This window comes from Phytohabitans sp. LZ39 (assembly GCF_059359075.1).
The window spans coordinates 89,967-115,175 of sequence record NZ_JCADBM010000003.1; the positions used below are offsets into that span (position 1 = coordinate 89,967).

Below are 25,209 nucleotides of genomic sequence, written 5' to 3' on the forward strand. Positions count from 1 at the left end.
CGTCGGTCCACGTCGGTCAGGTCAGCTCACCGCTGATCGGCTCGCCTCCTTCCGGGGTGGGGCAAGCGCACTCGAACTCTTCCGGTTCCGGGATCTGGTCGGCGAGCCATTCGCCGGGCGCGTCCATGATCGAGCCGTCGGCCAGCCCTTCGACCAGCGAGTTGTACATCTCGGGATAGTCCTGCTGTGCGATCCAGGACAGGCCGTTGAGGACGTCGCGGGCCACGCCCGGAGTGGCTCCCCGCTCGGCGATCCAGGTGTTGCCCATCGTGAACCACCAGCCGGCGCCAGGCGGGCCGACGGAGACTCCGGGCAGGATGGCGACCGTGCCGCGGAAACTCAGGACGCCGGTCTCGCGATCCTCGCTCAGGCTCGCGCAGACGGTGACCGAGGCGCCCCCGATGCCGCCGGATCCGCCGCCCAGGCACACCCCGGGGCCTTCCAGCTCCTGGAGGCTCTGCGCGTTGGTGATGAGGCCTTCCAGCGTGAGCGCGTCGCTATTGATCCGGCCGCCGGACAGGGTGACGAGCTGGCCGTAGTTTTCGGCCGTCACGAGGTAGCAGCCGTCGATGGAGGTGCGCAGCAGCCGGGACGCGGCCGTGGCGCAGACGCCGATGCCCGGTACGTCCGTGCCGTTCTTCAGGTCCTCGTACGCCTGCCTGATCGCGTCGAGGACCGAGCCCTCCAGCGGCGGCGTGCCCGCACCCTCCTGGCTCGGCGACGCCTGCATGTCGGCGATCATCGCGCCGACCGCCGCACCGACCTGGCTGGCCGCCGACGTCGCGGACGGAGCGTTGATCCACGTGCCGCCGCTGTTCTGGCACTCGATCTCGCCGGTCGCGCACTCCAGCGGGATGAGCCCGCTCGGGTCGGAGAACGCCGCCGGGTTGTTGAGCCCGTACGCGTACGGGTTGATGGATTGCGGGTTCGCGATCTCGAAGAGCGGGTCCGGCGAGATGAACCGGCCGAGTCCGGGGTCGTAGTAGCGGGCGTTGAGATAGTTGAGACCGGTGGCCTTGTCCTCGACCTGGCCGATGAAGCCGCGATCCGTGGCGGTCGTGTCCGCCGTGCGCGGCCTGCCGTAGGGCTGGTAGGCCCGGACCTTGCTCGGCGCCGCCCCGCCGCTGGGCACGGTGAGCTGCACCGAGCCCTGGTTGTCGGTGGCAAGGTACTCGACCCCGCCGGTGGTCCGGATCGCGGTCTGGTTGCCGCCGAACGCGTACGTGCGCACCGCGCTCGCCGAACCGGAGGACGGCTTGGTGACCTCGTGGTCCTGGATGTACAGGGTCGCGCCCTGCGGGGTGCGGCGCAGCAGCCGCGCCCCGTCCGCGTCGTACACGAAAGAGGAGTCGCCGTCCGGGTCGTCGACCAGGGTCAGCCGCCGCTCGGCGTCCCAGGTGAGCGTCTCGGTCTGGCCGCCGGCCGTCCGGGTGGCGAGGTCGCCGGTGGCGTTCCAGGTGTAGGTGCCCGCGCCGGCGGCGGTGGGCGCGTGCGGCCGGGCCGTGCCGGCGGCCGGGTAGGTGTAGGCGACCGGGGTGGCGCCCTCGACGCGCCTGGTCAGGTTACCGTCCACACTGTACTCGTAGGTGTGGTTGTACGGGTTGGTCCCGGTGCCCGGCGTGCCGGCCGCGCACGTCCCGCTCGTGGTGAACGCGCGGGTCAGCCGTTGCCGGTCGTCGTGGTCGAAGCACTCCCGCCAGGCCTGGGTGTCCAATGTGGTGTTCCGTTCGACGACGTTGCCGAACGCGAGGTCGTAGCGGAACTGGATGTCCTGGATGGTCGTGCTGCCCGCGCCGCTGCGCAGCCGGGCGAGCCGCTGGTCGCCGTCGTAGTCGAAAACCCGGCTGAACGGCGTCGCCCGCGGGCCGGACAGCAACCACACCGGCCGCGCCCGGTCGTCGCGCGCGGCGCCCCAGACGTACTCCTCGGCACCCACCATCGTGCTGGGCAGGCCGGTCGCGCTGTACGTCGTGGTGACCGTCTCGGCCGCCAGCCCGCCCACGGCCGGGTACGTGAGACGGGTGCGATGGTCGGCGGAGTCGTAGCCGTAGCCGACGGTGTAGCCGCCGGACAGGCCGGTGATTCCCGCGGGCACGGTCCAGGTGCGGCCGGTCTCCCGCGACCGGTCGTCGTAGCCCGCGACGTCCACCACCCAGTCGCCGCTGGCGTCGAAGCGGGTGGACCGGTTGAGCAGCCCCTCCTCGCCCGGTGCGTCGTACTCCCATCGGGCCAGCAGCGGCCCGGACGCGGAGTCTCTGCGACGCTCGGTCTTGCGGTCGAGCGCGTCGTAGCGGGTGTGCAGCTGGACGCCGGCCGCGTTGGTGGAGCGGATCTCGTTGCCGACCCCGTCGAAGGCGTACGACCAGGTGCCCATGTCGGGATCGGCCACGCCGACCTTGCGACCCGCCATGTCGTATGTGTTCGTGATGGTGTTTCCGGCCTGGTCGCGTACGGTGGTGAGCCGGTCGGCCGCGTCGTACCCGTAGGCGGTGGTGCGCCACGACGCGCCGTCGAGCTCCTCGGCCCGCACGATGCGGTCGTGGGCGTCCTTTACCGTGCGGACCACTCCCCCGGTGGGCGGGTCCGGCGTCTTCCGGATGGTGTCGTGGGTGTACTCGGTCGCGACCGACCAGCGGTACGCGCCGCCGGCCCGGTGGATCTCCCACACCGGCCGGCGCAGTTCGTCGTAGGCGGTGAGGGTGTCGTTGGCCCATCCGCCGGCCGGCGCCGGAAGTATCCCGGAGCCGGGTGCGCCGGCGACCGCCTGCGGCGGCGACACCACGGAAACGAGGCCGCGGTCGTCGTAGACCGTCTCGGAGACGAGCACCTTGCCGGCCTCCGGCGACTGCTTGTGGGTCTGCCGCTCGCGCAGCATGGTGTCGTACACGACCCAACCGTCGACGTACCGCGGCGAGCCACCGGCGGAGTCGAGCAGCTGGCGGGTGCGCACCACCGGCACCCGCGACTTGTCCATCGCGATGTCGTAGGAGAACTGGAACGAGGCGGGTGCGCCGGCGGCCTGCTCGGTGGGGCGCCGGACGGTCAGCGACCGGCCCAGCGCGTCGTACGTGTGTGTCGTCTTCTTGCCGCGGGCGTCGGTCTCCACGCCGGGCGCGCGCCGCAGGACGAACCAGTCGGTGCGCTTCGTGTGCCCGAGGTGGTTCTTGACGGTCGTCGTCTCCGGGTAGCGGATCGCCGGCGTGTACGTCGTCGTCATGGTGTGACCGTTGGGGTCGGTGACGGTGAGCGGGCGGCCCAGCGCGTCGAACGTCGTCGTGGTCGCCGCCCACGTGGGCGCGGCGGTTATCTTGTCGCGCTTTCCGGTCTGGTTGCCCTTCGTGGGCGCGCCGCCGAAGGCCCCGCCGTCGTAGGCGTACTCGGTGCGCTTGACTTCCGCGCCGGTACACGTGGCGTTGGCGTAGCGGGTCACCGACGCCGGAAAGTCCAGCAGCCACAGGTCGGTGTTGAACGCGGGGACCGTCCGGGTGCACCGTTCGTCGCCGCTGACGTTGGTCCAGCCGTGCTCGACGAGCTGGTCCGGCGTACCCAGCAGGCCGTTGACGACCGTCTGCGTGCGGCGGCGCAGGTAGCCGCCGTCGGCCGGATTTCGACGCCTGTCCACCCTGTCGTTCGGCACCACGAACCAGGCGTCGTCGAGCGGGTCCGGTGTGGCGGTGACGTCGACCGTCCTATGTGCGTGGAACCCTTGCACCACGCCGGACTCGACCGTGCCGTCGGCGCGCAGGGACACCTTGTCGAGGACACCGCCGGCGAGCCAGTTCTCGTCGGGGACGTTGGCGACCGTGCCGTCGATGCTGGAGATCGTGGCCACCCGCGAACCGGGGCCGGGGAACGGGTCTCCGGCCAGCCGGTCGCGGTGCATGCCGCGGTACATGCGGAACCGGGTGCGCGTGCTGCCCTGGCTCACCAGCGCGTCCTGGTAGCCGCGCCACTCCGACCAGCTCTGCACGCTGTTGGGGACGAACTCGTCGCGGTCGTGGTGCCACGCGCCGTTGGGCAGGCCGGCCGCGACCTGGTCGCCGTACCGGTACTCGGTGACCATCGGCGTGCCGCCGCCGAGCGGGTCGCGCTCGTCGATCCTCGTCACGAGGTACTTGTGGAAGACCGCGAAACCGCCGGCGCCGCCCTCGGGTTTGTGCCAGTGCGGGAAGCAGTTGCGCGTGTTGAGATGCCAGTTGGGCGGATCGGGCAGCGGGCTCGGGCAGGGGTGCGGCCGGCCGTAGGTCACGGTGGTCTGCCCGCCGTACTCGTTCGTCACGACACCCACGCGGTAGTGCGGCATCGCCGACAGGCCACCGCCGGTGTCGATCCGGTTGTCCAGCCGCACCGGCGAAAACGTGGTCTCGGGCATCGTCAGGGCGGATGCCGCGGTCAGCCCGGTGCGCTGGACGGCCGTCAGGAAGAGTTTCTGGTCACCGGTGCGGCCCGGGTCGGGGTCGGGCAGGCCGTGCGCCAACCGGAACTTGTCGACGTCGATGAACCTGTCACCGTCGTTCACGCTCGCCACGACTTCGCTGTATCGCAGGGCGGTGAAGAACGTCGGCGTGTGCTCCGCGCAGGGCGCGGCGAAGCACATGAGATCGACGGGCGTGTCGGGAAAGTCGCTCGCCGTCGCCGCCGTGGGCTCCTGACACGTGTGGTCGAGCGCCAGGCACCTGAACCCGGTGTCGAACTTGACCTCCGCCGAAGGCTCGGTCGCCGACAGCGGCGCGCGGCGCTTGCCGTACTTGATCATTTTCAGCACGCCGGACCGCACGTACTCGGTGTGCTCGAACCCGGGCCAGCCGTTGAGGGCGGAGTAGTGGTTGATCTCCTTCTCGTACTCGAACTGCTGCACGTTCTCGTTCGGGTCGATGACGAGGTCGAGGTTCCAGCGCCACGCCTGTGAACACCACGACACCGGTGTGACGGTGCTGCACGGCTCGCCCGCGTCATCGCCGAACACCGGCACCGTCCACGCCGAGTTGGTCTCCACGCCGACGTCGGGATTCTCGCCCCTGCCGAAGAAGTACCGCACGCCGTCGGGGGTGGTGACCTTCCAGTACTCGCCGTCGTTGTCGCCGTTGGGCGCCCCGGTGAGCTGCTCGACCTTCCACCGCTGGTCGTCGCGCATCCGCCACTGCTTGGGGCTGGAGCCGGGCACCGGCACGAGCTCCGAGGCCTTGCCGTTCAACGAGATCGTGGCGTTGTCCGACTTCCAGCACAGGTCGGCGTAGACCTGTCCGTCGTCCAGACAGGAGGTGTAGCGACGCTCCACAAAGGAGTCGGCGAAGTCGCTCCAGCCCAGACCGTTCGGGCCGGGCTGCGTGTTGCGGCCGGAGACCATGCCGTCGACGGCGCCGGACGAGTAGTTGAGCCGCACCTCCGGCGTGGGGCCCGACGGTGCCTCGGCGATCGGGATGTCATAGCGGTACGTGAACTCACCAGACCCCGTCCTGACCTGCCAGTCGCCGGAAAGCTCGAGCGGGGTCGCCTTGAACGATCCCTCTTCGCCTTCCGGCGCGGCGGTCACCGCCAGGACCGGGGCGTCGGCGGCGAGCGCGGTCAAATCGCGGACGTCCGCGACCAGGCGGCGCTGGTCGCGAAGATTTCGGGAGGGCACCGCCGTGCCGCCCCGCGCGCAGCCGCGCGGCGCCTTCGCGGCGACCGCGCACGCCGGCAGGGCGACCACCCGCAGCCGGTCCGCGTAGCCGCCGCCGTAACGCTCGGCGAAGGACGAGTAGTCGACGGAGACCTCGACCGGCAGCGCTCCCGCGCCCAGGGCCGCCCCACCCGGCCCCGAGACGCGGAAGGCGAACCCGGAGACCCCCGCACGGGCCGCGAGCTTGTGGTCGAGCACCTCGACCCGCAGCCGCCGCCCGGCCGCCGCCGCCGACTTCGCGCTCAGCGCGACCGGCGACGTGCCGGCCCGCGTCGCGCGCGCGGTCAGGGAAACCTCACTCGCCCCCGGAGCCGGCAAGGCGGTCGCGGTGGGCGCGGTGCCCGGCCGGCTGCGCACGAGCGGCGCCGAACCCGTCGCCTTCACCGGCGGCGAGCCCGGCTCGCCGCTCCGGGCGTCCGCCGCGGCCGCCCGCCAGTCCAGCCCCGGTGCCGCCGGCCCGGGATCCGGTGCCGCGGACGCGGACGGCGGCGAACCCGCCGTCAGCGAGATCCCCACCACGAGTGCCACTAGGCCGGCTATGAGCGGATTTCGTCGCAGCATCGTGGTCTCCTTCGCGTACGCGGGCGCCAGATGGCTTTCCGGCATTCAAATGCCTCGAACAGTCCCGGACAACGAATCCGCCGTCGACTTTGCACAGATTTAGGCTTCGGCCGCGCGCCACCACTTGTCGGTTCCCCAATGTGCCCGTGATCTGATTGCGGTGCGGGCGGCCGGTTTCGTACCCTCCAACGACCGCGCTCGACGGAAAGGCTCGCCGTTGTTGGAAAGCGACTCGGCCTCAGGCAACACACCGGAGGACGATTCGGGGGGCGTCAAGAAAAAAGAACCATCCGTTTATACGATTCTTCAACGGGTCAGCGTCGTGATCGGCCTGCTCGCGATAGTGCCACTCACGCGTATCTGGGACCGAGCCTGGTGGATACGCGTGCTGGGTGCGCTGCTGGTCCTGGCGTTGGGTGCGGCGTCCGTGCCCATCGTGGTCAGCCGCGTCCCGCCACGCTGACGGCGATCCTCGCCACACTGAGAGGATCAGGCAAGGCGCCGGGAGCATCGTTCTAACGTTTTGCCTGTTCACGGTGATTGCATGGGTTGGTCGATATCCCAGACCTCAGGAGAACAACCCATGACCGTCAAGCATGGCTTCCACGCCACCATGACCGCGCTGCCGGGCAAGGGCGACGAGGTGATCGCGCTGCTGCTCGACGCGCCGTCGCTGGCCAATGTGGACTGTGTCGTCTTCCTCGTCGGCCGCTCGGCCAGCAACCCCGACGTCGTGTACGTCACCGAGGGGTGGACCAGCCCGGAGGCGCACAGCGCCTTCTTCGCCACCGAGCCGGCACAGGCGCTCGTCGCGAAGCTCCAGCCGCTGATGGCCGGCGAATCCCGGTACACCGACGAGCTGCCGGTCGGCGGCAAGCCCGCTTTCTGAGAGAGGCAACCACGATGACGTCGCCACGCCCTGGCTTCGACCCCGAGCTGAGCGCCCTCCTCGCCGGCATGCCGCTCGTGCCGCGGCTCGACACCGAAGCGCTCGCGCAGATCCGCCCCTTCTCGTCGACGCCGGTCGAACCGTTGCTCGACGGCCGCGCCATCGACCGGCGCGAAGTCACCGTCCCCCGCCCGGACGGCGCGCGCGTTCCACTGTCGATCCTCAGCCCCGCCGGCCGCGCCACCCCGGCCCCGTGCGTCTACTGGATCCACGGCGGCGGGATGGTGATGGGAGACCGGTACTCCCAGATCGACATCCCGCTGGAGTGGCTGGACCTGCTCGGCGCGGTCGTAGTCTCGGTGGACTACCGGCTGGCGCCGGAGGTCGGCGGCACCACGCTCGTCGACGACTGCTACGCCGGCCTCCTCTGGGTCGCCGAGCACGCCGCCGAGCTGGGCATCGACCCGGCCCGCGTCGTCGTCGCGGGTGCCAGCGCCGGCGGTGGCCTCGCGGCCGGCGTCACCCTCATGGCCCGCGACCGCGGCACCCCGCCGATCGCCGCCCAGGTCCTGATCGGACCCATGCTCGACCACCGCAACGTCACCACGTCCAGCCGCCAGTACTCGGGCGAGCCAGGGGTCTGGACCCGCGAGATGAACGACTTCGGCTGGCGCTCGGTGCTCGGCGAGGCGACCGGAACGGACGTGCCCGTGTACGTCTCGCCCGCGCTGGCCGACGACCTCACCGGCCTACCCACCACCTACATCGACGCCGGCTCGGCCGAGGTCTTCCGCGACGAGGACGTCACCTACGCCACCCGGATCTGGGCGGCCGGCGGCCAGGCCGAGCTGCACGTGTGGGCCGGCGGCTTCCACGGGTTCGACGCGCTGTATCCCAAGGCGGCGATCTCGGCCGCGGCCCGGCGCGCCCGCACCGACTGGCTCACCCGGACACTGGCGTCCTGACCGCACCGGTGACCGGCCGGCCGGGCCGGTCACCGGTTTCGGGTGTTCGTCGTGATCGCACGACATGGTGCGTCGACCGATAACCGCGCTTGACGGAAACATCGATGTCCGTTAGACCGTTTGGGGAGACTCGCATCGGTCACATGGAGGACAACGTGGTCCCACGCCGCATCGCCGTCACGGTGCTCACCGCCGGCCTGCTCCTCGCCGCCGCCGCCACTCCGGCACACGCCGCCACGACGCCACCCGACGTGACGAAGGGCCCCTGCCAGTACACGAAGACCCCGGACGAGCCCGCGGCGCGACCGGTCCCGCTGCCGCCCGACCCCCGCCACACGCCGGACCGCGGCACGGTCACGACCACGCTGATCACCAACCTCGGCCTCATCCCGCTCACCCTCGACCGCGAGCAGGCGCCGTGCACCGTGCAGAGCTTCCGCCACCTGGTGCGGCACGGCTTCTACAACCGGACGATCTGCCACCGCCTCACCACCTACCCCACGCTGAAGGTGCTTCAGTGCGGCGACCCGTCGGGCACCGGCTCGGGCGGCCCCGGATACCGCTACAAGGACGAGCTGCCCACCGACCTGCCACCCGCGCCCACCGACCCGACCGGCGCGCGCAAGGTCTACGCCCGCGGCGTGCTGGCCATGGCCAACGCCGGCCCGGACACCAACGGCAGCCAGTTCTTCCTGGTCTTCGCCGACTCGGCACTGCGGCCGAACTACACCATCTTCGGCAGCGTGCGCCCGCTCGGCCTGCGCACCCTCGACCGCGTCGCCGCCGGCGGCGTGGCACCCACCCCCGAAGACCCGGCCCCGGTCGACGGCGCCCCCGCCCTCCGCACCGAGATCTGCCTGGCGATCTAGAGACCGCCCGGAGTTGGGGGGTGGCTTCGACCCCTGAATCCCCCTATTTAGACAGAGATTTGAGCTACCGCGATGTCCGTCGTGGTCCGGACCGCTGCTCCCGCAGCCTCACCCGTCCGCCGTTGGTCGCGCTCACCCCTGCGCGCGACCGGCCGGCAGGAAAGGGGGCGGGGTGACGGGGCTCGCGCCGGGCGGTGGTCGACGTTTGTCCACAATGTCTGTTCCCGGATCGGCGATCCGGGAAAGCAACGGGGTTGTCGTCGCCGCGGGTAACCGCCACGAGGGTGTGAGCGGCGCGAGCTTCGAGATCTAGGAGAGTTTGGGCGCTATTTCAACCCTAAGCCTCCTAGATCTCGAAGTCTCGACCCATGAGCTGGTAACGCTGCGTCAGGATGGCGCAGGTAGGCCCCGCGAAGACCCCGGCGGGGCTTGTCCCGCGGAGCTGGCAGTGGACGGCCGGGGATTTCGGCGAGCGCTGCGAGCCGCCGGCCGGGAACGGTGCCCGCGGGAGCATACGGTCCGCCGCTGACGCGGACATGGGCAAATATGCCTCGAAGAAAACGCCACGACGAGCGCGACCCTCACCCCGAAACGGGAGCCCTGCTGCCCTCTTGGGGCGGTGTGGGCGCACGGGTCAGCAGTCGGCGCCGACGCTGACCTCGACGCGTTCGCGGCGTCCGTGTGCCTCGACGACAAGTGGCACGCAGGTCGGCGCGCGCACTGTGTAGCCGCCGGCGAAGGCGAGCCATCCGCTGCCGCTCGGGCACGCGGGCACGTGGACCGCGGTGGCCTCGGGGGCGGGGCTGCCCCAGCCGATCCGGGTGCCGGCGGCCGCCTCCGGCGCGATCGTGATGTCGACCTCGGTGTTGGCGCGGACGACAAGCCCCTGCTTGGCGAAGAGGCGGCCAGGCTCGCCCGACTCCTGCGGGGTGAGCGTGCCGGCCGGCAGCGCGACCGCGTCCAGCACGATCCGATAGGCGTCATCGGTCGGCGGGGTGCCGCCGAGATCGTGGGCGCACGGCACGGCCGGGGGTTTCGGCTCGTCGGCGTCCGAGCAGCCGGTTGTCAACAATCCGCACACCACAACCGCCAGTACCGCCACGTTGTCCACGCATGGACGACACGTGCCTGTTCCAGATGGTTCCGGATCCAAGCAGATGGCAACTCTTCAACCAACGGTTACCGGTTCGACGTCAAGATTCATATAAGGGGGCTCCTAAGATCACCGCGTGCGGTGGCGACGGCTCCTCGTGTATGGCATTGCGGCGGTGCTGGTGGTGGCCTCCGTCACCGCGGGCTACTCCTACGGTGCCTTCTACGGGTGGTGGGCCCAGCCCACCGTGCGCGACGCCCCCAAGGCCGAGCCGGCGTCCGTCGAGACGGTCGCGAGCGGGCTGCGCATGCCGTTCGACATGGCGTTTCTGCCCGACGGGTCGGCGTTGGTCACCGAGCGGGAGAGCGGCCGCCTGCGCAAGGTGACCGCGGACGGGCAGGTCACGGAGGTCCGGACGATCGCCGACCTCGCCCATCCCGTGCAGGGCGGGCTGCAAGGGGTCGCCGTCTCCCCCTCCTACCAGCGGGACGGCTGGATCTACGTCTTCCACACCACCGCGCGGGACAACCGGGTGAGCCGCCTGCGGCTGGACTCGCAGGCTCCCCTCGAGCCGGTCCTGACCGGCATCACTCCCGGCGAGATCCACAATGGAGGACGGATCAGGTTCGGCCCGGACGGCATGCTCTACGTGACCACCGGCGAGGCCGACGACCGCCCCAAGGCGCAGGATCGCAAGGACCTGGGCGGCAAGATCCTCCGGGTCACGCCGGACGGGAAACCCGCGCCGGGCAACCCGGACGAGGGCTCCCCGGTCTACGCGTGGGGCCTGCGCGACCCGCAGGGAATCGCCTGGGATGACAAGGGTGAGCTGTACGCCTCCGAGTTCGGCCACCACAACCTCGACGAGCTCAACCACATCGTGCCCGGGGGCAACTACGGCTGGCCCGAGCTGGAGGGCACGGGTGGCGAGCCCGAGTTCACCGACCCCGTCGCGACCTGGAAACCCGCCGACGCGTCACCCAGCGGCATCACCTACCACGGCGGCAAGATCTGGGTCGCCTGCCTGCGCGGGGAGCGGCTCTACCGGATCAACACCGACGGCTCGTCGGCGGAGCAGCTGCTGACCGGCGAGTACGGCCGGCTGCGGCAGGTGACGCCGGCGCCGGACGGGTCGCTGTGGGTGCTGACCAACGGCCACGCCGCCCCCGACTACGACCTGATCATCCGGGTGACCCCGTAACGTACGAGCCGGGCCCGGCCGAGAACGCGAGCTGTCGCGTCATTGACACCGGAACACGAATTCACCGTCATGATCGCTTGTTTCGGTTCCGCCCGTACCCCCGAGAGGGGGATTGTGGCTGGTCGGGTCATGTCGGAAATGGCGGCCCGGTTTGTATGATTGCCCGCGCCGGATGGGAGACCGGGTGGGCGAAGACGTGGCAGGCAAGGATTTCTTCATCAGCTACGCGCGCGACAATCGCGTATGGGCTGATTGGATCGCCGCGGAGTTGGAGCGGGCCGGGTATTCGACCGTGTACCAGGCGGCGGACATTCGACCGGGTCACGATTTCGTACACGAGATGCAGAAGGCGTCGGAGTCGGCGCGGCGGACGATCGCGGTGTTGTCGCCGGCATACCTGGCCTCGGCGTTCACCTCGGCGGAGTGGCACGCGGCGTTCACCCAGGACCCCACGGGTGACAAGGGTCTGCTCATCCCGGTCCGGGTGCAGCCGTGCGCGCCGCCGCGGCTGCTGGCCGCTCGGGTGTACGTCGACCTCGTCGAGGCCGACGAGGCCGTCGCGCGGGACAGACTGCTCGCCGCGGTCGACCCCGTGCGGCCCCGGCTGGCGCCCGCCGGCTTTCCCGGCCGGCCGGCGGCATCGCCGTTTCCGGGGGCTCCGCCCGGCCCGGCGGAGCCGGCGCGGCGGGACCGGCCGGCGGCGGGATGGCGAGCGCTGAGCCGCCTGTGGCCACTCGCCGTCCTGGTGCCGATCCTCGCCGTGGTCGCCTACCTGGCGCGGGAGTCGGTCCCGAGCGGCTGGCTGGCGGGAGCCGCGATCGGGAGCGTCCTGGCGCTGGCCGTCTTCGCCCGGCTCACGTCCGGCAGGTACGGCCTCCCGTCCGAGGTGCCCTATCCGGCCGCGCGGCTGACGGTGCTCGAGCAGATACCGCGGGACGTGTCCAGGTTCACCGGTCGTGAGGACTACCTGGCGACGCTGGACCGGCTCGTCGAGCACCCCGCCGGCGCGCCGGCGACGACGGTGATCGCGGGGATGGCGGGCGTCGGCAAGACCGCCCTCGCCGTGCACTGGGCGCACCGGATGCGGGCCCGGTTCCCCGACGGCGTGCTCTACCTGGACCTGCACGTTCACGGGTCGGCACCACCCGTCGAGCCGGCGGATGCCCTGGATCGGCTCCTCCGGGACCTGGGCGAGAAGGCCGGCGACATCCCGGCCACAGTGGAGGAACGCGCCGTCTGGTACCGCTCCCGGCTGGCCGGGAGGCGGTTCCTCGTCGTCCTGGACGACGCGGTGAGCGAGGAGCAGGTACGGCCGCTCCTGCCCGGTTCGGGGTCGTGCGCGGTGGTGGTGACCAGCCGCGCGCGCCTCGCGGGGCTCGTCGCCCGGGACGGTGCCACCCGGCTCGACCTGGACCTGCTGTCCCAGGAGGAGGCTGTCACGCTCCTGGAGCGGGTCATCGGAGCCGAGCGGGCGTCGACCGAGCCGGCGGCCGTGGACCGCCTGGCCACGGCCTGTGCCCGGCTCCCGCTCGCACTGAGCATCGCCGGGGCGAGGGTGACCGCCCGTCCCCGAGGCGGACTCGCCGAGCTCGTCGAGGAGCTGGCCCAGGAGGGTCGGCTGGCCGCGCTCGAACTGGCCGGGGACCCCGCCGACCAGATCCGGACCGTCTTCTCCTGGTCGTGTAGCACGCTGCGCCCGGATGTGGCACGGATGTGGCGGCTGCTGGGACTGCACGCCGGCCCGCACATCGGCGTGCCCGCCGCGGCGGCGCTCGGCGACGTCCCGCCGGCCGAGACCCGGCGGCTGCTCGACACCCTCGCCGGCGTGGCCCTGCTGAAAGAGGTCTCCCCCGGTCGGTACGAGATGCACGACCTGCTGGACGCGTACGCCGCCGAACGCGTCGCGACGGAGGAGAGCGCCGAGCAACGCGCGGCCGCCGTGGCCCGGATGCTCAGCTGGTACCTGCACGCCGCCGACGCCGCCGCCGCGACCGTCGCCCCGCACGCGCGGCGCCGTGCCCTGGGGACGCCGGCCCACCCGGTACCGGTCTTCGCCACCCCGGTCGCGGCCCTGGACTGGTGCGAGGCCGAGCGGGAGAACCTTCTCGCCGCCGCCCGTCAGGCGTCCGCGCACGGCCACGACGCGGTGGCGTGCGACCTGGTACCGGTGCTCTGGTGGGCGCTGCACGAGCGGCGGGGTTACTACGGCGACCTGCTGGAGTCCGGCGGGCTGGCCCTCGCCGCGGCCCGGCGGCTGGCGGATCGGGACCGGGAGGCCGCGGCCCTGGACTGCCTCGGCAGGGCCAGCCTGTACCTGGGACACCGCGCGGACGCGACCGTCCACTTGGAACAGGCACTGGCGTTGTACCGGGAGACCGGCGACCCGCACCGCCAGGCCCGCACGCTCAACACCCTCGGGCTCGCCCGCACGGACCGGTCCGCCGTCGGCCTGCACCGGCAAGCGCTGGCGCTGTACCGGGAGACCGGCGACCGGCACGGCGAGGGCGGGACGCTGCTGTACCTGGGCTACGCCTACCGCGACCAGTACCGGCGTGACGAGGCGTTGAAGCACTTCCAGCTGGCCCTGGACGCTTTCCGGGAGGCCGGTGATCCCCACTCGGTGGCGCACGCGCTGGTCAACATCGGGTTTGCCCGTCTGGGCACGGCCCAGACCGAGGCGGTCGCGGCTCTGGAGCAGGCGGCCGACCTCTACCGGGAGTCCGGCGACTGGGCCAGCGAAGCGAACGTGCTGACCTACCTCGGACAGATCCACCGGGACGCCGGCAAGCCACAGGTGATGAACGACCGGCTCCAGCAGGCGCTGGCGAGGTCCGCCATGACCGCCGGCCATGTCGGTGGCGTGGAGATCGCCCGCCGCGGAGTCGGCTACTGGCGGCTGGGTGAGTACGAAGCCGCGGTCACCCACCTCCAACGGGCGTTGCCGCTCCTACGCGACGCCGGCAACACTCGCGACGAGGCCAATACCCTCCTCGTCCTCGGCGTGTCACATCGGGAACTGCACCGGTTCGACGAGGCGGCCGCCGATCTGGAGCGGGCACTGGCGCTGTACGAGGACGCCGGCGACCTGGAAGGCCAAGCCGAAGCGCTGCACAGCCTCGGACGCGTCTGCTTCGACCGGGGCGCGTCCTGGCGCCGGCGCCGCCGGATCGGCCCGGCGATCGACTACTACCAACGGGCCCTGGTCCGCTACCGCCGGATCGGCGACCCGTACCGCGAGGGACTGACCTGGATCCACCTGGCGGCGGCCTGGCGGTCGCGTGGTGACAGCCTCGCCGAGTACTGCCTGCGGCGGGCCATCCCGTTCTACGCCGACGTCCACGACCCGGTGCTCGCCGCCGGGTTCCGGCGGGCGTTCAGGTCGATCAGGCGTTGGCGGTGGGCCGCCGTGGGTGCGCTGCTGGTGCTTCTCGCGGCGGCCAGCACGGCCAGCGCCGCGCCCCCGTCGGCGGGAGGCGCGGCCGGCTTCGTCCGGGCCGAGCTCCCGACCGCGGCCCGGTACCGGCCCGCCGCCTACTACCTCTACAACTCGGCCGCCTCGGGGGACGTGGAGGTCCGCCGCGACGGTGCCGGAAGCTACCGGGTCAGGTTCGGTGGACTCGGTACGGCCGGCGGCATCGCCCACGCGACCGCCTACGGCGACACGAGCAACTTCTGCGCGGTGGCGGGCTGGGCACCGGAAGACGACGCGGAAGTGGTCCGGGTGCGGTGCTACGGCCCGACAGGAGAGCCCGCGGACACGCGGTTTGTGGCCAACTTCGCCGCGGGCCCCGCCGGCACCGGCCGGATGTCCTACCTGCTGGCCGACCGGCCCACGGACGAGCGGCACCAGCCCGACCGCCACCACCGGTACGACTCCACGGGACGGACGGGCTGGGTCGAACGTCGGGCCACCGGCCGGTACGAGGTGTTCGTGCCCGCGTCGGCGGGCCTTCCCGGCGGTTCGCAGTTTTATCAGGTCAGCGCCGTCGGCGCGGCGGCGCACTGCAAGCTGTCCGCCCTGCCGTCCCCTTCTGGTGTACAGGGCGTCGACTGCCGGGATCCGTCGGGCAAGCCGGTCGACGCGCGGTTCGCGTTGAGCTTCTCCTGGCTGACAAGCTTCGTCGGCCGCGCGGATCGACCCTACGAACACCTGCACCTCGGGACGGATCGCGAGAGCCTCGAAACCGGGCTGTTTCGCGACATCTGGTGGCAGCGGAGCGACGACGCCTACCAGGTCGTGGCATATGCGGCCGGCTCCTCCGACGCGCACTGCCACATCGTCGGATGGAGCTCCGTCTACACGATCCCGGTGTCGAGAGTGGGATGCTGGTCCGCCGCTACCGATCGACCGACCGCCTCGGCGTACGTCACCGGGGCGATCTGGTGAGGGCCGCCGCCGCGGTGGGTGGACATCGCGGCGGCGGCCGGGAAGTGGCGCGCGTCAGGTGTTGCGGCTGGCCGGGTCGACCCGCGCGTACGTGAGCAGGTCGGCCATCGTGAACTGCCCGGAAAAGCGGGCCGGGAGCGTGGGGCGCCAGCCCGGCTGCACCTTCAGGTAGCTGCCCGGGTCGAGCTGCGCGATGCCGATGAAGACCTCGGCGCAGATCCGGGCGCCCACGGCGCCGAGCATGCCGCCGCCGGCCTGGAGCTGGGCTTCCTTGAGGATGTAGTAGAACAGCGGCGTGTTGGCGTCCAGGCCGAGGCCGTAGCCGGCCAGCTCGGTGAAGTTGAAGGCGCCGAGCGCCGGCGCGCCGATGGCGGCGGCGATCCGCTGGCCCGACGGGATGCCGAAGGTCAGCTGGCGCAGGAGGTCCCGCGCGATGAGGTTGCCGCCGGGCGAGCCGGCCGGCGGGGGTGGCAGCGGAAAGCCGAAGATCGGCGTGGAGTGGCGCACGTCGATCCACTTGCTCCAGCGGACCTGGCCGTCGAAGAACTGGAACCAGAACTCGTAGTCGAGGTACCGGCGGGCGGCCCGCTTGCCGCCGCGGATGTCCGAGGGGTCGGCGCTGCCGTTCTGTCCCGCGTCGAAGAGCAGGGCGTAGAACGGGTTGCCGCCGCTGTTGCCGGTGCTGTTGACGAGGTACGACGGCCGCGGCTGGCTGTGCCCGTAGCGGTACGCCGCGGCGGCGAACTCGACCGGGATGAAGGTCGGCCCGGGCTCCGGGCGGTAGAACTGGCGGCCGCCGTTGAGGACCGTCGAGACCACGCCCGGACCGGCGATCAGCGGCAGGAACTCGTTGAGCACGATCCACTGGTAGTGCCAGGTGACGAGCTGGCGCGCGGCGGCGAACACTTGCGCGGCCGGTGTGCCCTGCGCGCGCACCAGGTCGACGACGCGATTGTGGAAGAGGATGAACGCCGCCGTGATCTGCCCGATCGCCAGGTTTTCGTCGTTGCGCGGGTCGAAGACGACCGCGGTGCCGTTGGCGTTGCGGGCCAGGTCTTCGAACCGGCCGCCCGACTCGATCCGCAGCTTCGCCGGGTCGGCCGAGTCGTAGAGCTGCGGGCTCCCGGTCGGGCCGTTGCCGTACAGGGCGTCGAGGTCGAGGGCGGGCGTGCGCCTGTTGGGCACGGTGGTCGGGTCGACCGGGGTGCCGAGCGGCGCGCTGTTCTCGAGCGTCAGGTCGTGGTCGACGAACTGCCCGAAGTAGGTCATGCCCTGCGGGATCGAGAAGTTGTCCGGGTTGTTGACGCTGTGCTGCTGGAGGTCGGCGAGCGCCTGGGCGCCCACGCTCATCGGGTCGCGGGCGTCCATCGGACCGCCGACGCGCGCCATGTCGACGAGCGCGTTACGCATCTGCGTGGTCGCCGAACCGAACGGCGGCAGCGACGGGAACATCCGCCCGAACCGATCGGAGAAGGCCGCGGACGCGGGTGACGCGCCGAGCAGGGCTCCCCCGGTGCCGGCCACCAGGGCGCCGGCACCCATGCCGGCGATGAGCCGGCGCCGGCTGATGCCGCTGGTGCTTGGGTTGTGTAAAGCCATGGCGGCAGTGTGGGCCGGCGCCCTCGAGACCCGATGGAGAGCCAACCGCGCGTCAGTGAGCGAGCATCGCGTCGACCAGCGACGTGTCGTGCTTGCCGGTGCGGAACAGCGGGTGGTCGAGCGTCGCCCGCAGGAACGCCCGGGTGGTGTGCACGCCCGCGCCCTCCACCACGCACTCGTCCAGCGCGCGGCCCATCCGGGCCAGCGCCTGCGCCCGGTCGGGCGCCCACACGACCACCTTCGCGAGCAGCGAGTCGTAGTCGGGCGGGACCTGGTAGCCGGGGTACGCGTGGGTGTCGACGCGCACGAACTGGCCGGCCGGCGGCTCGAAGCGGGTGAGCCGCCCCGGCGTCGGCACGAAGCCCCGCTCCGGGTCCTCCACGTTGATCCGGCACTCGATCGCCGCGCCGCGCGGCACCACGCCGGCCTGGGTCAGGGCCAGCCGCTCCCCCGCCGCGACGAGGATCTGCTGGCGTACCAGGTCGACGCCGGTCATCAGCTCGGTGACCGGGTGCTCGACCTGGAGCCGGCAGTTGACCTCCATGAGGTAGAAGTCGCCGTCGCCGACCAGGAACTCGAACGTACCGGCGCCGACGTACCCCACGCCGAGCGCGCCGGTGACCGCGGCGGCGGTCATCCGCTCCACGAGCTGCGGCGGCAGGCCGGGCGCCGGCGACTCCTCGACGAGCTTCTGGTGGCGGCGCTGCACCGAGCAGTCGCGCTCGCCGAGGTGGACGCCGTTGCCGTAGCGGTCGGTGAGCACCTGCACCTCGACGTGGCGGGCCGACTCCAGGTAGCGCTCGATGTAGACCCGGTTGTCGCCGAAGAGCAGCTGTGCCTCGGCCCGGGACGCGGCGAACGCGGCGGGAAACTGGGCCGGGTCGCGGACGATGCGCACGCCCCGGCCCCCGCCGCCCGCGACCGCCTTGATGATCAGCGGGAAGCCGACCTCCCTGGCCACCTCGCGGGCCCGGCCGGTGGACTCCACCGCGTCGGTGGTGCCGGGCAGCACCGGCAGGCCGAGGTCCGCCATGATGCCGCGGGTGCGCGCCTTGTCGCCGAGCGCCGCCATCACCGCGGGCGGCGGCCCGATGAACGTGATGCCGGCCGCCTCGCAGATCTCCGCGAAGTCGGGATCCTCCGAGAGGAAGCCGTATCCGGGATGGATCGCCTCGGCGCCGGTGCGGCGGGCCGCCTCGATAATGGCCGGCGCGCTGAGGTAGCTGCGCCGGCTCGGCGGCGGTCCGATGTGGACGGACTCGTCGGCGAACCGGACGACCGCCGAGTCACGGTCGGCGGTCGAGTAGACCGCGACGGTGCGGATGCCGAGCTCCCGGCAGGTCCGGGCGATCCGCAGCGCGATCTCGCCCCGGTTGGCGATGAGGATCGTCTCGAACACGGCTACACCTCCGCTGGTGCGATGGCGATGAGCCGCTCGCCGTACTCCACCGGGGTCCCGTCGGGCACGAGGATCTTCACGACCTCGCCCGCCTGGTCGGCCTCGACCGGGATCATCATCTTCATCGCTTCGAGGATCGCGACCTGCTGCCCCACCTTGACCCGGTCGCCCTCGCGCACGAACGGCTCGGCGCCCGGCTCGGGCGCGTGGTACAGCGTGGCCACGAGCGAGGAGCGGATGTAGTGGATGCCGGCGTCGTCGTCATCGGCGGCGGGCGCCGGCGGCTCGGCGGCGGTGGGTCCCGCCACCACCGCCGCCGCCTCCGGCCACTCGACCTCGACCACCACGTCGGCGTGCTGCACCCGGACCCGGCGCACCGGCCCGGGCGTCGCGCCGACGAGCCGGGCAACGCTCCGGCAGGCGGCCTCCAGCGGGTGGCTGTCATCCATCCGTCCGTCCCCCCATCCTTCGGAAGCGGGCCCGGCGCTGGGCCAGCAACTCCTCGCGGTCGGCGCCGGCGAGCTCGGCCAGCGCCCCGGTGACCGCCCGGTGTACGGCCGCGGCCGTGCCGCCCGGGTCGGCGGACGCGCCGCCGGCCGGCTCCGGCACGACCCCGTCGACCACGCCGAGCGTGACGAGGTCGCGGGCGCGCAGCCGCAGCTGCACCGCGGCCTCGTCGGCGCGCGCCGCGTCGTTCCAGAGGATCGCCGCGCAACCCTCCGGGCTGATCACCGAGTACGTCGCGTTCGACAGCATCAGCACCCTGTTGCCCACGCCCAGTGCCAGCGCGCCGCCGCTGCCGCCCTCGCCGGTGACCACCGCGACGACCGGCACCGTGAGGCCGGCCATCAGCCGGATGCTCTCGGCGATGGCGATCGCCTGCCCGTTCTCCTCGGCGGAGACGCCGGGGTAGGCGCCGGGCGTGTCGATCAGCGTGACGAGGGGTACGCCGAGCTTGTCGGCCAGGCGCATCAGCCGCATCGCCTTGCGGTAGCCGGCCGGCGTGCCCATCCCGAAGTTGCGGTCGGCGACCTCGGCCACCGTGTGCCCCTTCTGGTGGCCGATCACCACGACCGGCCGGCCGTCGAGGATGCCGACGCCGCCGACGATCGCGTTGCAGTCGTCGGCGAGCCGGTCGCCGTGCAGCTCCACGAAGCCGTCGACGAAGTGTCCGATGTAGTCGAACGTGGTCGGCCGGCCGAGGTCGCGCGACCTCGCCACCACGTCCCAGGCGGCGTCGTCGGGCAGCGCCTCCGCGTCGCGTACCACGTCGTCCGTCACGGCCGCACCAGGCGCGGACCGGTCCGCGGCCGCGAAGGCCAGCAACCGGCCGATGGTGGCCCGCAGGGCCGACCGGGGCACCAGGTCGTCGAGCATGCCCCGGGCGAAGAGGAACTCGGCGGTCTGGAACCCGTCGGGCAGCGGCTGGCGCAGCGTCTGCTGGATGACCCGCGGCCCGGCGAAGCCGAGACGCGCGCGCGGCTCGGCGAGGATGACGTCGCAGAGCGTGGCGTACGACGCGGCGACACCGCCGTAGGTCGGGTCGGTCACCAGCGAGATGGTGAGCACGCCCGCCGCGTCGAGCGCGCCGAGCGCCGCGGACGTCTTGGCCATCTGCATCAGCGACAGCGCACCCTCCTGCATCCGCGCGCCGCCGCTGGCGCTGACCAGCAGCAGCGGAGTGCGGGTGGCGAGCGCCTCCTCGGCGGCGCGGGTGATCCGCTCGCCGACGCCGGCGCCGAGGCTGCCGCCGAGGAACCTGAAGTCCATCACGGCGGCGACCAGGGCGTGCCCCTCCACCGTGCCGCGGACGCAGACCACCGCCTCGTCGAGGCCGGTGCGCTGGCGCGCGCCCTCCATCCGGTGCGGGTACGGCCGGGTGTCGACGAACCCGAGCGGGTCGCCGGACGCGCCGACCGGTGGCAGCTCCTCCACCGAGTCCGTGTCGAAGATCTGCTCGATGCGCTGGTGCGCGGTCACCCGCTCGTGGTGGTTGCACTCCGGGCAGACACCGAGGTTGCGCTCGACCCGCCGGTGGTAGAGCAGCGTCTGGCAGCCCGGGCAGAGTAACCAGCTCTTGCCGACCGGCGCCGTGAGCGTCGCCGTCATGACGGCACGCGTTCCGCCGCGGCGGCCTCGACGATCTCCTTGATGCGCGCCTGCTGCTCGCGGGTCGCGCGGTTGAGGTGGGCGGTCATGCCCTCGTCGTCGGTGTGCGCGCCGGCGCGCAGCTCGAAGTCCTGCACCCACCGCATCCGCACGCCGCCGTCGACCTCGGTGTACTCCCAGAACAGGTTCATGTACTTGAAGGCGCCGGTCTCGATGCGGCGGGCCCGCACGACCCGGTCGGCCAGGTCGGGCACCCGCTCGGAGACCCACGACCACACCCGCCCCTGCGGGTCCGGGTGCATGGTGAGCCGGAAGAGCACCGCACCGTCCTTTTCGGACAGTACCTCGGTGCTGGCGTACTCGCTGAACAGCTTCGGCCAGCCCGGGACGTCGTTGGTCATGTCCCAGACGAGCTCGAAAGGCGCGTTGATGACGACGGCGTTGTCCGTGTGTCCGGCCATGAGGTCACTGCTCCGCGATTCGCTGGTTGATGTAGTCGACGGCGATCCGCGGCGTCTTCATGATCGACACCGCGTCGTCCGGGATCTTGACCTGGTACTCCTGCTGCATCTTGGCGGCCAGTTCGAGCAGGGCGAGCGAGTCGTAGCCGAGGTTTTCGAACGACTCGTCGAGCGTCGCCGGGTCGGACCAGTCGGTCTCCTCCACGACGCCGGCGCTGCTCTCCAGGACGCGGCGAAGGTCTTCGATGCTCAGGGCGCTCATGAGTTTCCTCCCGTCGGTCGCTGCCACCCGTCGCGCACCCCGCCGACCTGGGGTACCGGCGACTCGGGGTGCGGCACCTCCTCGGTGTCGACGTGACCCAGCTCGGGGCGGGGCGCGAGGGGGCTGATCTGGAAGACGATCAGGGCGTCGTGGGAGCCCGGGTTTTCGATGCGGTGCCGCTGGCCGCGGCGCACCATCAGCGCCTCGTCCGCGGCGAGCTTGACCTCGGTGCCGTCGATCCGGATGAGGACCTCTCCCCGCACCAGGTAGCAGAACTTGTCGGAGTACGGGTTGTACTGCTCGGCCAGGAACTCACCCGGCTTGAGCCGCACGGTGCCCATGAAGCCCGCGGTCGCGTCGACGGTCTTCGGGCTGAGCAGGATCCGCACCTCGCCGCCGATGCGGTTGATGCCCGGCACGTCGGTGGCGGCCACTTTGACGATCGGTTGGCGGTGCATGGCTCACTCCTTCTCGGCGACGAGGACGCGGAACGGCAGGTCGGTCGGGTGGACGGTGGCCGGGCCGAAGCCGGCGGCGGAGAGGACCCGGTTGTAGGCGGCCACCGAGTGCGACTCGCCCTCGTGGGTCCAGACCAGCATCAGCACCGAGAACAGGTACGGCGCCGGGTCGAGCGCCGGCGACTCGTCACCGGTGGTGAACCCGACGATGACCAGCCGGCCGCCCGGCTTGACCGCGGTGCCGAGCCGGCCCACCAGCTCGTGCACCCGCTCCTCGGAGAAGTGGTGGGTGACGTTGGTGAGCAGCACGACGTCGTACGGCCCGCCCAGCTCGGCGGTGAACATGTCGCCGGGCAGGAACCGCGCGCGGTCGCGTACGCCGAGGCGCTCGGCGTGCTTTTCGGTCACGGCGAGCACGTTGGGCCAGTCGAGCGAGGTCACGACCGCCTGCGGGTGGTGCTGGGCCAGCGTGTAGCCGTAGACGCCGTGTCCACACGCGACATCCAGCACCTTGAGCTCGGGCTGCTCCTTGGCCCACGGCGCGAGCGCCTCGGCCATCACCTCGGCGGTCGGGTGGGCCACCTTCGTGGCGTAGGCGGCGAAGTCCTCCCAGTACGTGTACTCCGGGGTCTCGGCGTGCACGTCGAGCACGGTGCCGCCGGCGCGGACCGCGGCGCTGAGGTCGCGCAGCGCGTCCCACTCCCAGTCGCTCGACATCACCTTGACCATGCCGCCCAGGTAGTCGGGGCGGTCGCGGACGAGGTGCTCGGCGGCGACGGGGGTCAGCGAGAAGTGCTCGCCGGTCCGGTCGACGAGGCGGATCGCGGTCAGCGCGTCCAGCAGGATGCGGGCGCCGCGCGGGTGGATCCCGAGGGTGCTCGCCAGCGCGCCGGCGGTCGCGGGAGCGGTCGCGAGCGCGTCGAAGACGCCCAGCTCGACGCCGGTCCGAAGCAGGCTCGTCTTCTTGTAGGCCTGCATCATGTCCATGAGATCATGGCGGGCGAGCGCGGTCTTCACGAGATGCTCCCTGTCTCGGGGGTCCAGGTGTAGAAGGGCGTGGCCGTCGAGTCGCGCAGCTCGCTCATCCGCTCCGGCGCGTACCGCTGGAGGTAGGTGGCCAGCCGCCGGTTGACGTCCTGGAAGTCGTCCCGGGCCCGGGCCGCGAGCAGCTTGTCGTAGACGTCGGTGTCGGCCTCGATCAGGTGCATGTAGAGGTCCTGGTAGCGGAAGAGGGTGCGCCGGGAGATGCCGACGACGTGCGGCATGTCGCCCTTGTCGTGCTCGGTGAAGAGCTCGGCGACGGCCCCGGCGTGCTGCGGCTCCATCCGCATCACCATGAGCCCGCGGTACGACATCTCACGCACCCCGCAGGATGCCGGTGAGCACAGTGGAGAGTGCGGCGGCGGGGTCGGCGACCGCGCCCGGGCTACGCCACGCGAGGATGCCGTCCGGCCGCACCAGCAGCGCCCCGTCCGTGGTGACGCCGCAGGCGGCGAGCCAGGAGCCGTCGTCGGCGAGGTCGCCGCCGGGTCCGGCGGTGAACGTCTTGAGCGGCACGCCGCTCTTGGCCGCCGCGTCCAGCCACGCCTGGTTTCCGGGCGCGGTGACCAGGGACCAGCCGTCGGTCAGCACGTCGATCGTGGAGATCTTGGCGCCCTTGTGGGTGACCCACCCGTGCGCGGCCCGGCTGCCCGGCTGGCCCGGGAAGGTGAGGTCGCGGGGCAGCACCTCGCCGTTCTCCGCCGCGCCGACGACCGCCTGGGAGTAGTAGCGGTAGCCCATCGTCACGATGACGAAGTCGCGGTACGCGGCCTTGTCCTCGTCGGCGAGCTGGCCGCGGGTGCGGAAGAGCATCCACGCCTGGTCGGCGGTCGCCGCGCCGACCGGCCGCCGCTCCGCCTCGTAGGTGTCGAGCAGGCTGGCGTCGGCCCGGCCGGCGAGCACGTCGGCCAGCTTCCAGGCCAGGTTGTGCGCGTCCTGGATGCCCGCGTTGACGCCGAAGCCACCGGCCGGCGGGTGCGCGTGGCAGGCGTCGCCGGCGAGGAACACCCGCCCGACCTGGTAGGCGTCGGCCACCATGTGCCGCGCCTCCCAGGGCATGTGCGACTCGACCTCGACGTCGAGCTCCGGGTCGCCGGCGGCGATCCGGGCCAGCTCGACGCAGCGCTCCTCGGTGAAGTCGGCCGGCGACTGCCCGCGCTCCGGGTAGTAGTTGACGCCGAACATCCAGCGGCCCGGCTCGATGAAGAGCAGCAGGCCCTGCGCGAGCCGGTTCATCAGGTAGATGAGCGTGAAGCGGGGTGCGGTCTCGGGCAGGTCGACCTTGGCGCGGAAGATGATGCTGACGAAGTTTCCGGCGGCGCCGTTGCTCCGATTTCCAATGTGGAGCATCTCGCGGGTCGGGCTGTTGACGCCGTCCGCCCCCACGACGTACTTGGCGCGGATCGTCCTCGTCGCGCCCGTCGCGCGGTCCTGGACCGTGGCCGTGACGCCGTCGGCGTCCTGGTCGAGCGCGACCACCTCGGTACCGAAGCGGATCTCCGCGCCGTGCCGCTTCGCCGACTCGTACAGCAGCGGCTCGTAGTGGTCCTGCCCGCACCAGATCGGCCAGCTCGGCGTGAACTGGTCGTAGTCGACGTCGTGCGCCTCCATCACGAACGACTTGTCGAGCTCGGCCAGGGACGACGCGCCGAGCATCACCAGCGGGGTGGCGCGGCCGGAGCGGACCAGCTCGAGGTCCTTGCCCGGACCGACGATCTTCATGCCGACCTCCTGCACGGCCGGCTCCAGGCCGACGGTGCGGAAGATCTCCACGGTGCGGGCGTGCAGGCCGGTGGCCCGCGGGATCGACGACAGTGCGGCGCGGCGCTCGACCACGAGCGGCGCGACGCCGCGGCGGGCCAGGAAGAGTGCCGTGGACAGTCCGACCGGGCCGGCGCCGATGACCAGGACGTCGGTGCTCTCGTCACTCATTTCGCGTCCTCCGTGTAGACGACCTTGTAAAGGTGGCGCTCCGGCGTCGCGATCGCGCGTACCTGGCCGAAGTGCGGGTGAACGTCGGGGTTCTGGTACATCCGGTTGAAGTGCTCTTCGCTCTTCCACTGCGCGTAGTTGACGACACGGGTGCCGTCGAGGCTGGCGTGGATGTTCGCCGAGACGAAACCGTCCACCTTGGACATGACCGACTCGGTGGCCTCGACGAGGATGTCCACGAGCTTCTGCTGGTTGGCGGGATCCACCGTGAAGACGTTGACCATCGTCACGACGGGCTGGTCGATGCTGATGTGTGCCATG

Annotated in this window: 19 protein-coding genes; 6 read left to right on the plus strand and 13 right to left on the minus strand. The window is 71.7% G+C overall.

All coding sequences use genetic code 11. The features are described from left to right. Window positions 1–16: 16 nt before the first annotated feature. A complete protein-coding gene (locus AC5L36_RS07035) occupies window positions 17–6,223 on the minus strand; it encodes an RHS repeat domain-containing protein (protein ID WP_441220791.1) in 6,207 nt (2,068 codons plus the stop codon). A 322-nt stretch (window positions 6,224–6,545) separates the two neighbouring features. Here AC5L36_RS07035 and AC5L36_RS07040 point away from each other — a divergent pair, with 322 nt between their 5' ends. From AC5L36_RS07040 to AC5L36_RS07055, 4 genes are all read left to right on the plus strand, one after another. Continuing rightward, window positions 6,546–6,686 (plus strand): hypothetical protein, encoded by a 141-nt coding sequence (locus AC5L36_RS07040; protein WP_441220793.1) that lies wholly within the window; start codon window positions 6,546–6,548, stop codon window positions 6,684–6,686. Window positions 6,687–6,806: 120 nt separating this feature from the next. Further along, complete coding sequence (locus tag AC5L36_RS07045) at window positions 6,807–7,112, plus strand: putative quinol monooxygenase (protein WP_441220795.1); 306 nt, start codon at window positions 6,807–6,809, stop codon at window positions 7,110–7,112. Window positions 7,113–7,126: 14 nt separating this feature from the next. Beyond that, window positions 7,127–8,077, plus strand: a complete 951-nt coding sequence (locus AC5L36_RS07050) for an alpha/beta hydrolase (RefSeq protein ID WP_441220797.1) — start codon at window positions 7,127–7,129, stop codon at window positions 8,075–8,077. A gap of 143 nt (window positions 8,078–8,220) precedes the next feature. Then, on the plus strand, window positions 8,221–8,946 hold the full coding sequence (locus AC5L36_RS07055) for a peptidylprolyl isomerase (protein WP_441220799.1): 726 nt from the start codon (window positions 8,221–8,223) through the stop codon (window positions 8,944–8,946). Between the two features lie 634 nt (window positions 8,947–9,580). Here AC5L36_RS07055 and AC5L36_RS07060 read toward each other — a convergent pair. Further along, window positions 9,581–10,057: a hypothetical protein gene (locus tag AC5L36_RS07060; RefSeq protein ID WP_441220801.1), complete on the minus strand. Its 477-nt coding sequence runs from the start codon at window positions 10,055–10,057 to the stop codon at window positions 9,581–9,583. A gap of 118 nt (window positions 10,058–10,175) precedes the next feature. Here AC5L36_RS07060 and AC5L36_RS07065 point away from each other — a divergent pair, with 118 nt between their 5' ends. Both AC5L36_RS07065 and AC5L36_RS07070 read left to right on the plus strand, forming a co-directional pair. Next, complete coding sequence (locus tag AC5L36_RS07065; protein WP_441220803.1) at window positions 10,176–11,240, plus strand: PQQ-dependent sugar dehydrogenase; 1,065 nt, start codon at window positions 10,176–10,178, stop codon at window positions 11,238–11,240. Window positions 11,241–11,436: 196 nt separating this feature from the next. Then, window positions 11,437–15,627 (plus strand): TIR domain-containing protein, encoded by a 4,191-nt coding sequence (locus AC5L36_RS07070; protein WP_441220804.1) that lies wholly within the window; start codon window positions 11,437–11,439, stop codon window positions 15,625–15,627. 54 nt (window positions 15,628–15,681) lie between these two features. Here the strand turns inward: AC5L36_RS07070 and AC5L36_RS07075 are convergent, their stop codons facing one another. The 11 genes from AC5L36_RS07075 to AC5L36_RS07125 are packed head-to-tail and all read right to left on the minus strand — an operon-like array spanning window position 15,682 to window position 25,208. Then, a complete protein-coding gene (locus AC5L36_RS07075; protein ID WP_441220805.1) occupies window positions 15,682–17,226 on the minus strand; it encodes a peroxidase family protein in 1,545 nt (514 codons plus the stop codon). Between the two features lie 52 nt (window positions 17,227–17,278). Next, on the minus strand, window positions 17,279–18,625 hold the full coding sequence (locus AC5L36_RS07080; protein WP_441220807.1) for an acetyl-CoA carboxylase biotin carboxylase subunit: 1,347 nt from the start codon (window positions 18,623–18,625) through the stop codon (window positions 17,279–17,281). 2 nt (window positions 18,626–18,627) lie between these two features. Continuing rightward, window positions 18,628–19,074, minus strand: a complete 447-nt coding sequence (locus AC5L36_RS07085) for an acetyl-CoA carboxylase biotin carboxyl carrier protein (RefSeq protein WP_441220809.1) — start codon at window positions 19,072–19,074, stop codon at window positions 18,628–18,630. Beyond that, on the minus strand, window positions 19,067–20,734 hold the full coding sequence (locus AC5L36_RS07090) for an acetyl-CoA carboxylase carboxyltransferase subunit alpha (RefSeq protein ID WP_441220811.1): 1,668 nt from the start codon (window positions 20,732–20,734) through the stop codon (window positions 19,067–19,069). Before AC5L36_RS07090 ends, AC5L36_RS07085 begins: the two co-directional genes overlap by 8 nt. Beyond that, window positions 20,731–21,195, minus strand: coding sequence for an SRPBCC family protein (locus AC5L36_RS07095; RefSeq protein WP_441220813.1), 465 nt, complete (start codon window positions 21,193–21,195; stop codon window positions 20,731–20,733). The genes AC5L36_RS07090 and AC5L36_RS07095 overlap by 4 nt, the downstream gene beginning before the upstream one ends. Window positions 21,196–21,199: 4 nt before the next feature. After that, window positions 21,200–21,457 (minus strand): acyl carrier protein, encoded by a 258-nt coding sequence (locus AC5L36_RS07100; RefSeq protein ID WP_441220815.1) that lies wholly within the window; start codon window positions 21,455–21,457, stop codon window positions 21,200–21,202. Then, window positions 21,454–21,915, minus strand: a complete 462-nt coding sequence (locus AC5L36_RS07105) for a cupin domain-containing protein (RefSeq protein ID WP_441220817.1) — start codon at window positions 21,913–21,915, stop codon at window positions 21,454–21,456. The genes AC5L36_RS07100 and AC5L36_RS07105 overlap by 4 nt, the downstream gene beginning before the upstream one ends. 3 nt (window positions 21,916–21,918) lie before the next feature. Next, window positions 21,919–22,932: a class I SAM-dependent methyltransferase gene (locus tag AC5L36_RS07110; RefSeq protein ID WP_441220819.1), complete on the minus strand. Its 1,014-nt coding sequence runs from the start codon at window positions 22,930–22,932 to the stop codon at window positions 21,919–21,921. Further along, window positions 22,929–23,270: a TcmI family type II polyketide cyclase gene (locus AC5L36_RS07115; protein WP_441220820.1), complete on the minus strand. Its 342-nt coding sequence runs from the start codon at window positions 23,268–23,270 to the stop codon at window positions 22,929–22,931. The genes AC5L36_RS07110 and AC5L36_RS07115 overlap by 4 nt, the downstream gene beginning before the upstream one ends. A 1-nt stretch (window position 23,271) precedes the next feature. Continuing rightward, window positions 23,272–24,888: an FAD-dependent oxidoreductase gene (locus AC5L36_RS07120; protein ID WP_441220822.1), complete on the minus strand. Its 1,617-nt coding sequence runs from the start codon at window positions 24,886–24,888 to the stop codon at window positions 23,272–23,274. After that, entirely contained in the window at window positions 24,885–25,208 is a 324-nt protein-coding gene (locus AC5L36_RS07125) for an antibiotic biosynthesis monooxygenase family protein (protein WP_441220824.1), read from the minus strand. The genes AC5L36_RS07120 and AC5L36_RS07125 overlap by 4 nt, the downstream gene beginning before the upstream one ends. Window position 25,209 lies beyond the last annotated feature (1 nt).

Coding starts and splice junctions, on each gene's coding strand:
- AC5L36_RS07035 (WP_441220791.1), bottom strand. CDS start 6,223: ATGCTGCGACGAAATCCGCTCATAGCCGGCCTAGTGGCACTCGTGGTG.
- AC5L36_RS07045 (WP_441220795.1), top strand. CDS start 6,807: ATGACCGTCAAGCATGGCTTCCACGCCACCATGACCGCGCTGCCGGGC.
- AC5L36_RS07050 (WP_441220797.1), top strand. CDS start 7,127: ATGACGTCGCCACGCCCTGGCTTCGACCCCGAGCTGAGCGCCCTCCTC.
- AC5L36_RS07055 (WP_441220799.1), top strand. CDS start 8,221: ATGGAGGACAACGTGGTCCCACGCCGCATCGCCGTCACGGTGCTCACC.
- AC5L36_RS07075 (WP_441220805.1), bottom strand. CDS start 17,226: ATGGCTTTACACAACCCAAGCACCAGCGGCATCAGCCGGCGCCGGCTC.
- AC5L36_RS07085 (WP_441220809.1), bottom strand. CDS start 19,074: ATGGATGACAGCCACCCGCTGGAGGCCGCCTGCCGGAGCGTTGCCCGG.
- AC5L36_RS07090 (WP_441220811.1), bottom strand. CDS start 20,734: ATGACGGCGACGCTCACGGCGCCGGTCGGCAAGAGCTGGTTACTCTGC.
- AC5L36_RS07095 (WP_441220813.1), bottom strand. CDS start 21,195: ATGGCCGGACACACGGACAACGCCGTCGTCATCAACGCGCCTTTCGAG.
- AC5L36_RS07100 (WP_441220815.1), bottom strand. CDS start 21,457: ATGAGCGCCCTGAGCATCGAAGACCTTCGCCGCGTCCTGGAGAGCAGC.
- AC5L36_RS07105 (WP_441220817.1), bottom strand. CDS start 21,915: ATGCACCGCCAACCGATCGTCAAAGTGGCCGCCACCGACGTGCCGGGC.
- AC5L36_RS07115 (WP_441220820.1), bottom strand. CDS start 23,270: ATGTCGTACCGCGGGCTCATGGTGATGCGGATGGAGCCGCAGCACGCC.
- AC5L36_RS07120 (WP_441220822.1), bottom strand. CDS start 24,888: ATGAGTGACGAGAGCACCGACGTCCTGGTCATCGGCGCCGGCCCGGTC.
- AC5L36_RS07125 (WP_441220824.1), bottom strand. CDS start 25,208: ATGGCACACATCAGCATCGACCAGCCCGTCGTGACGATGGTCAACGTC.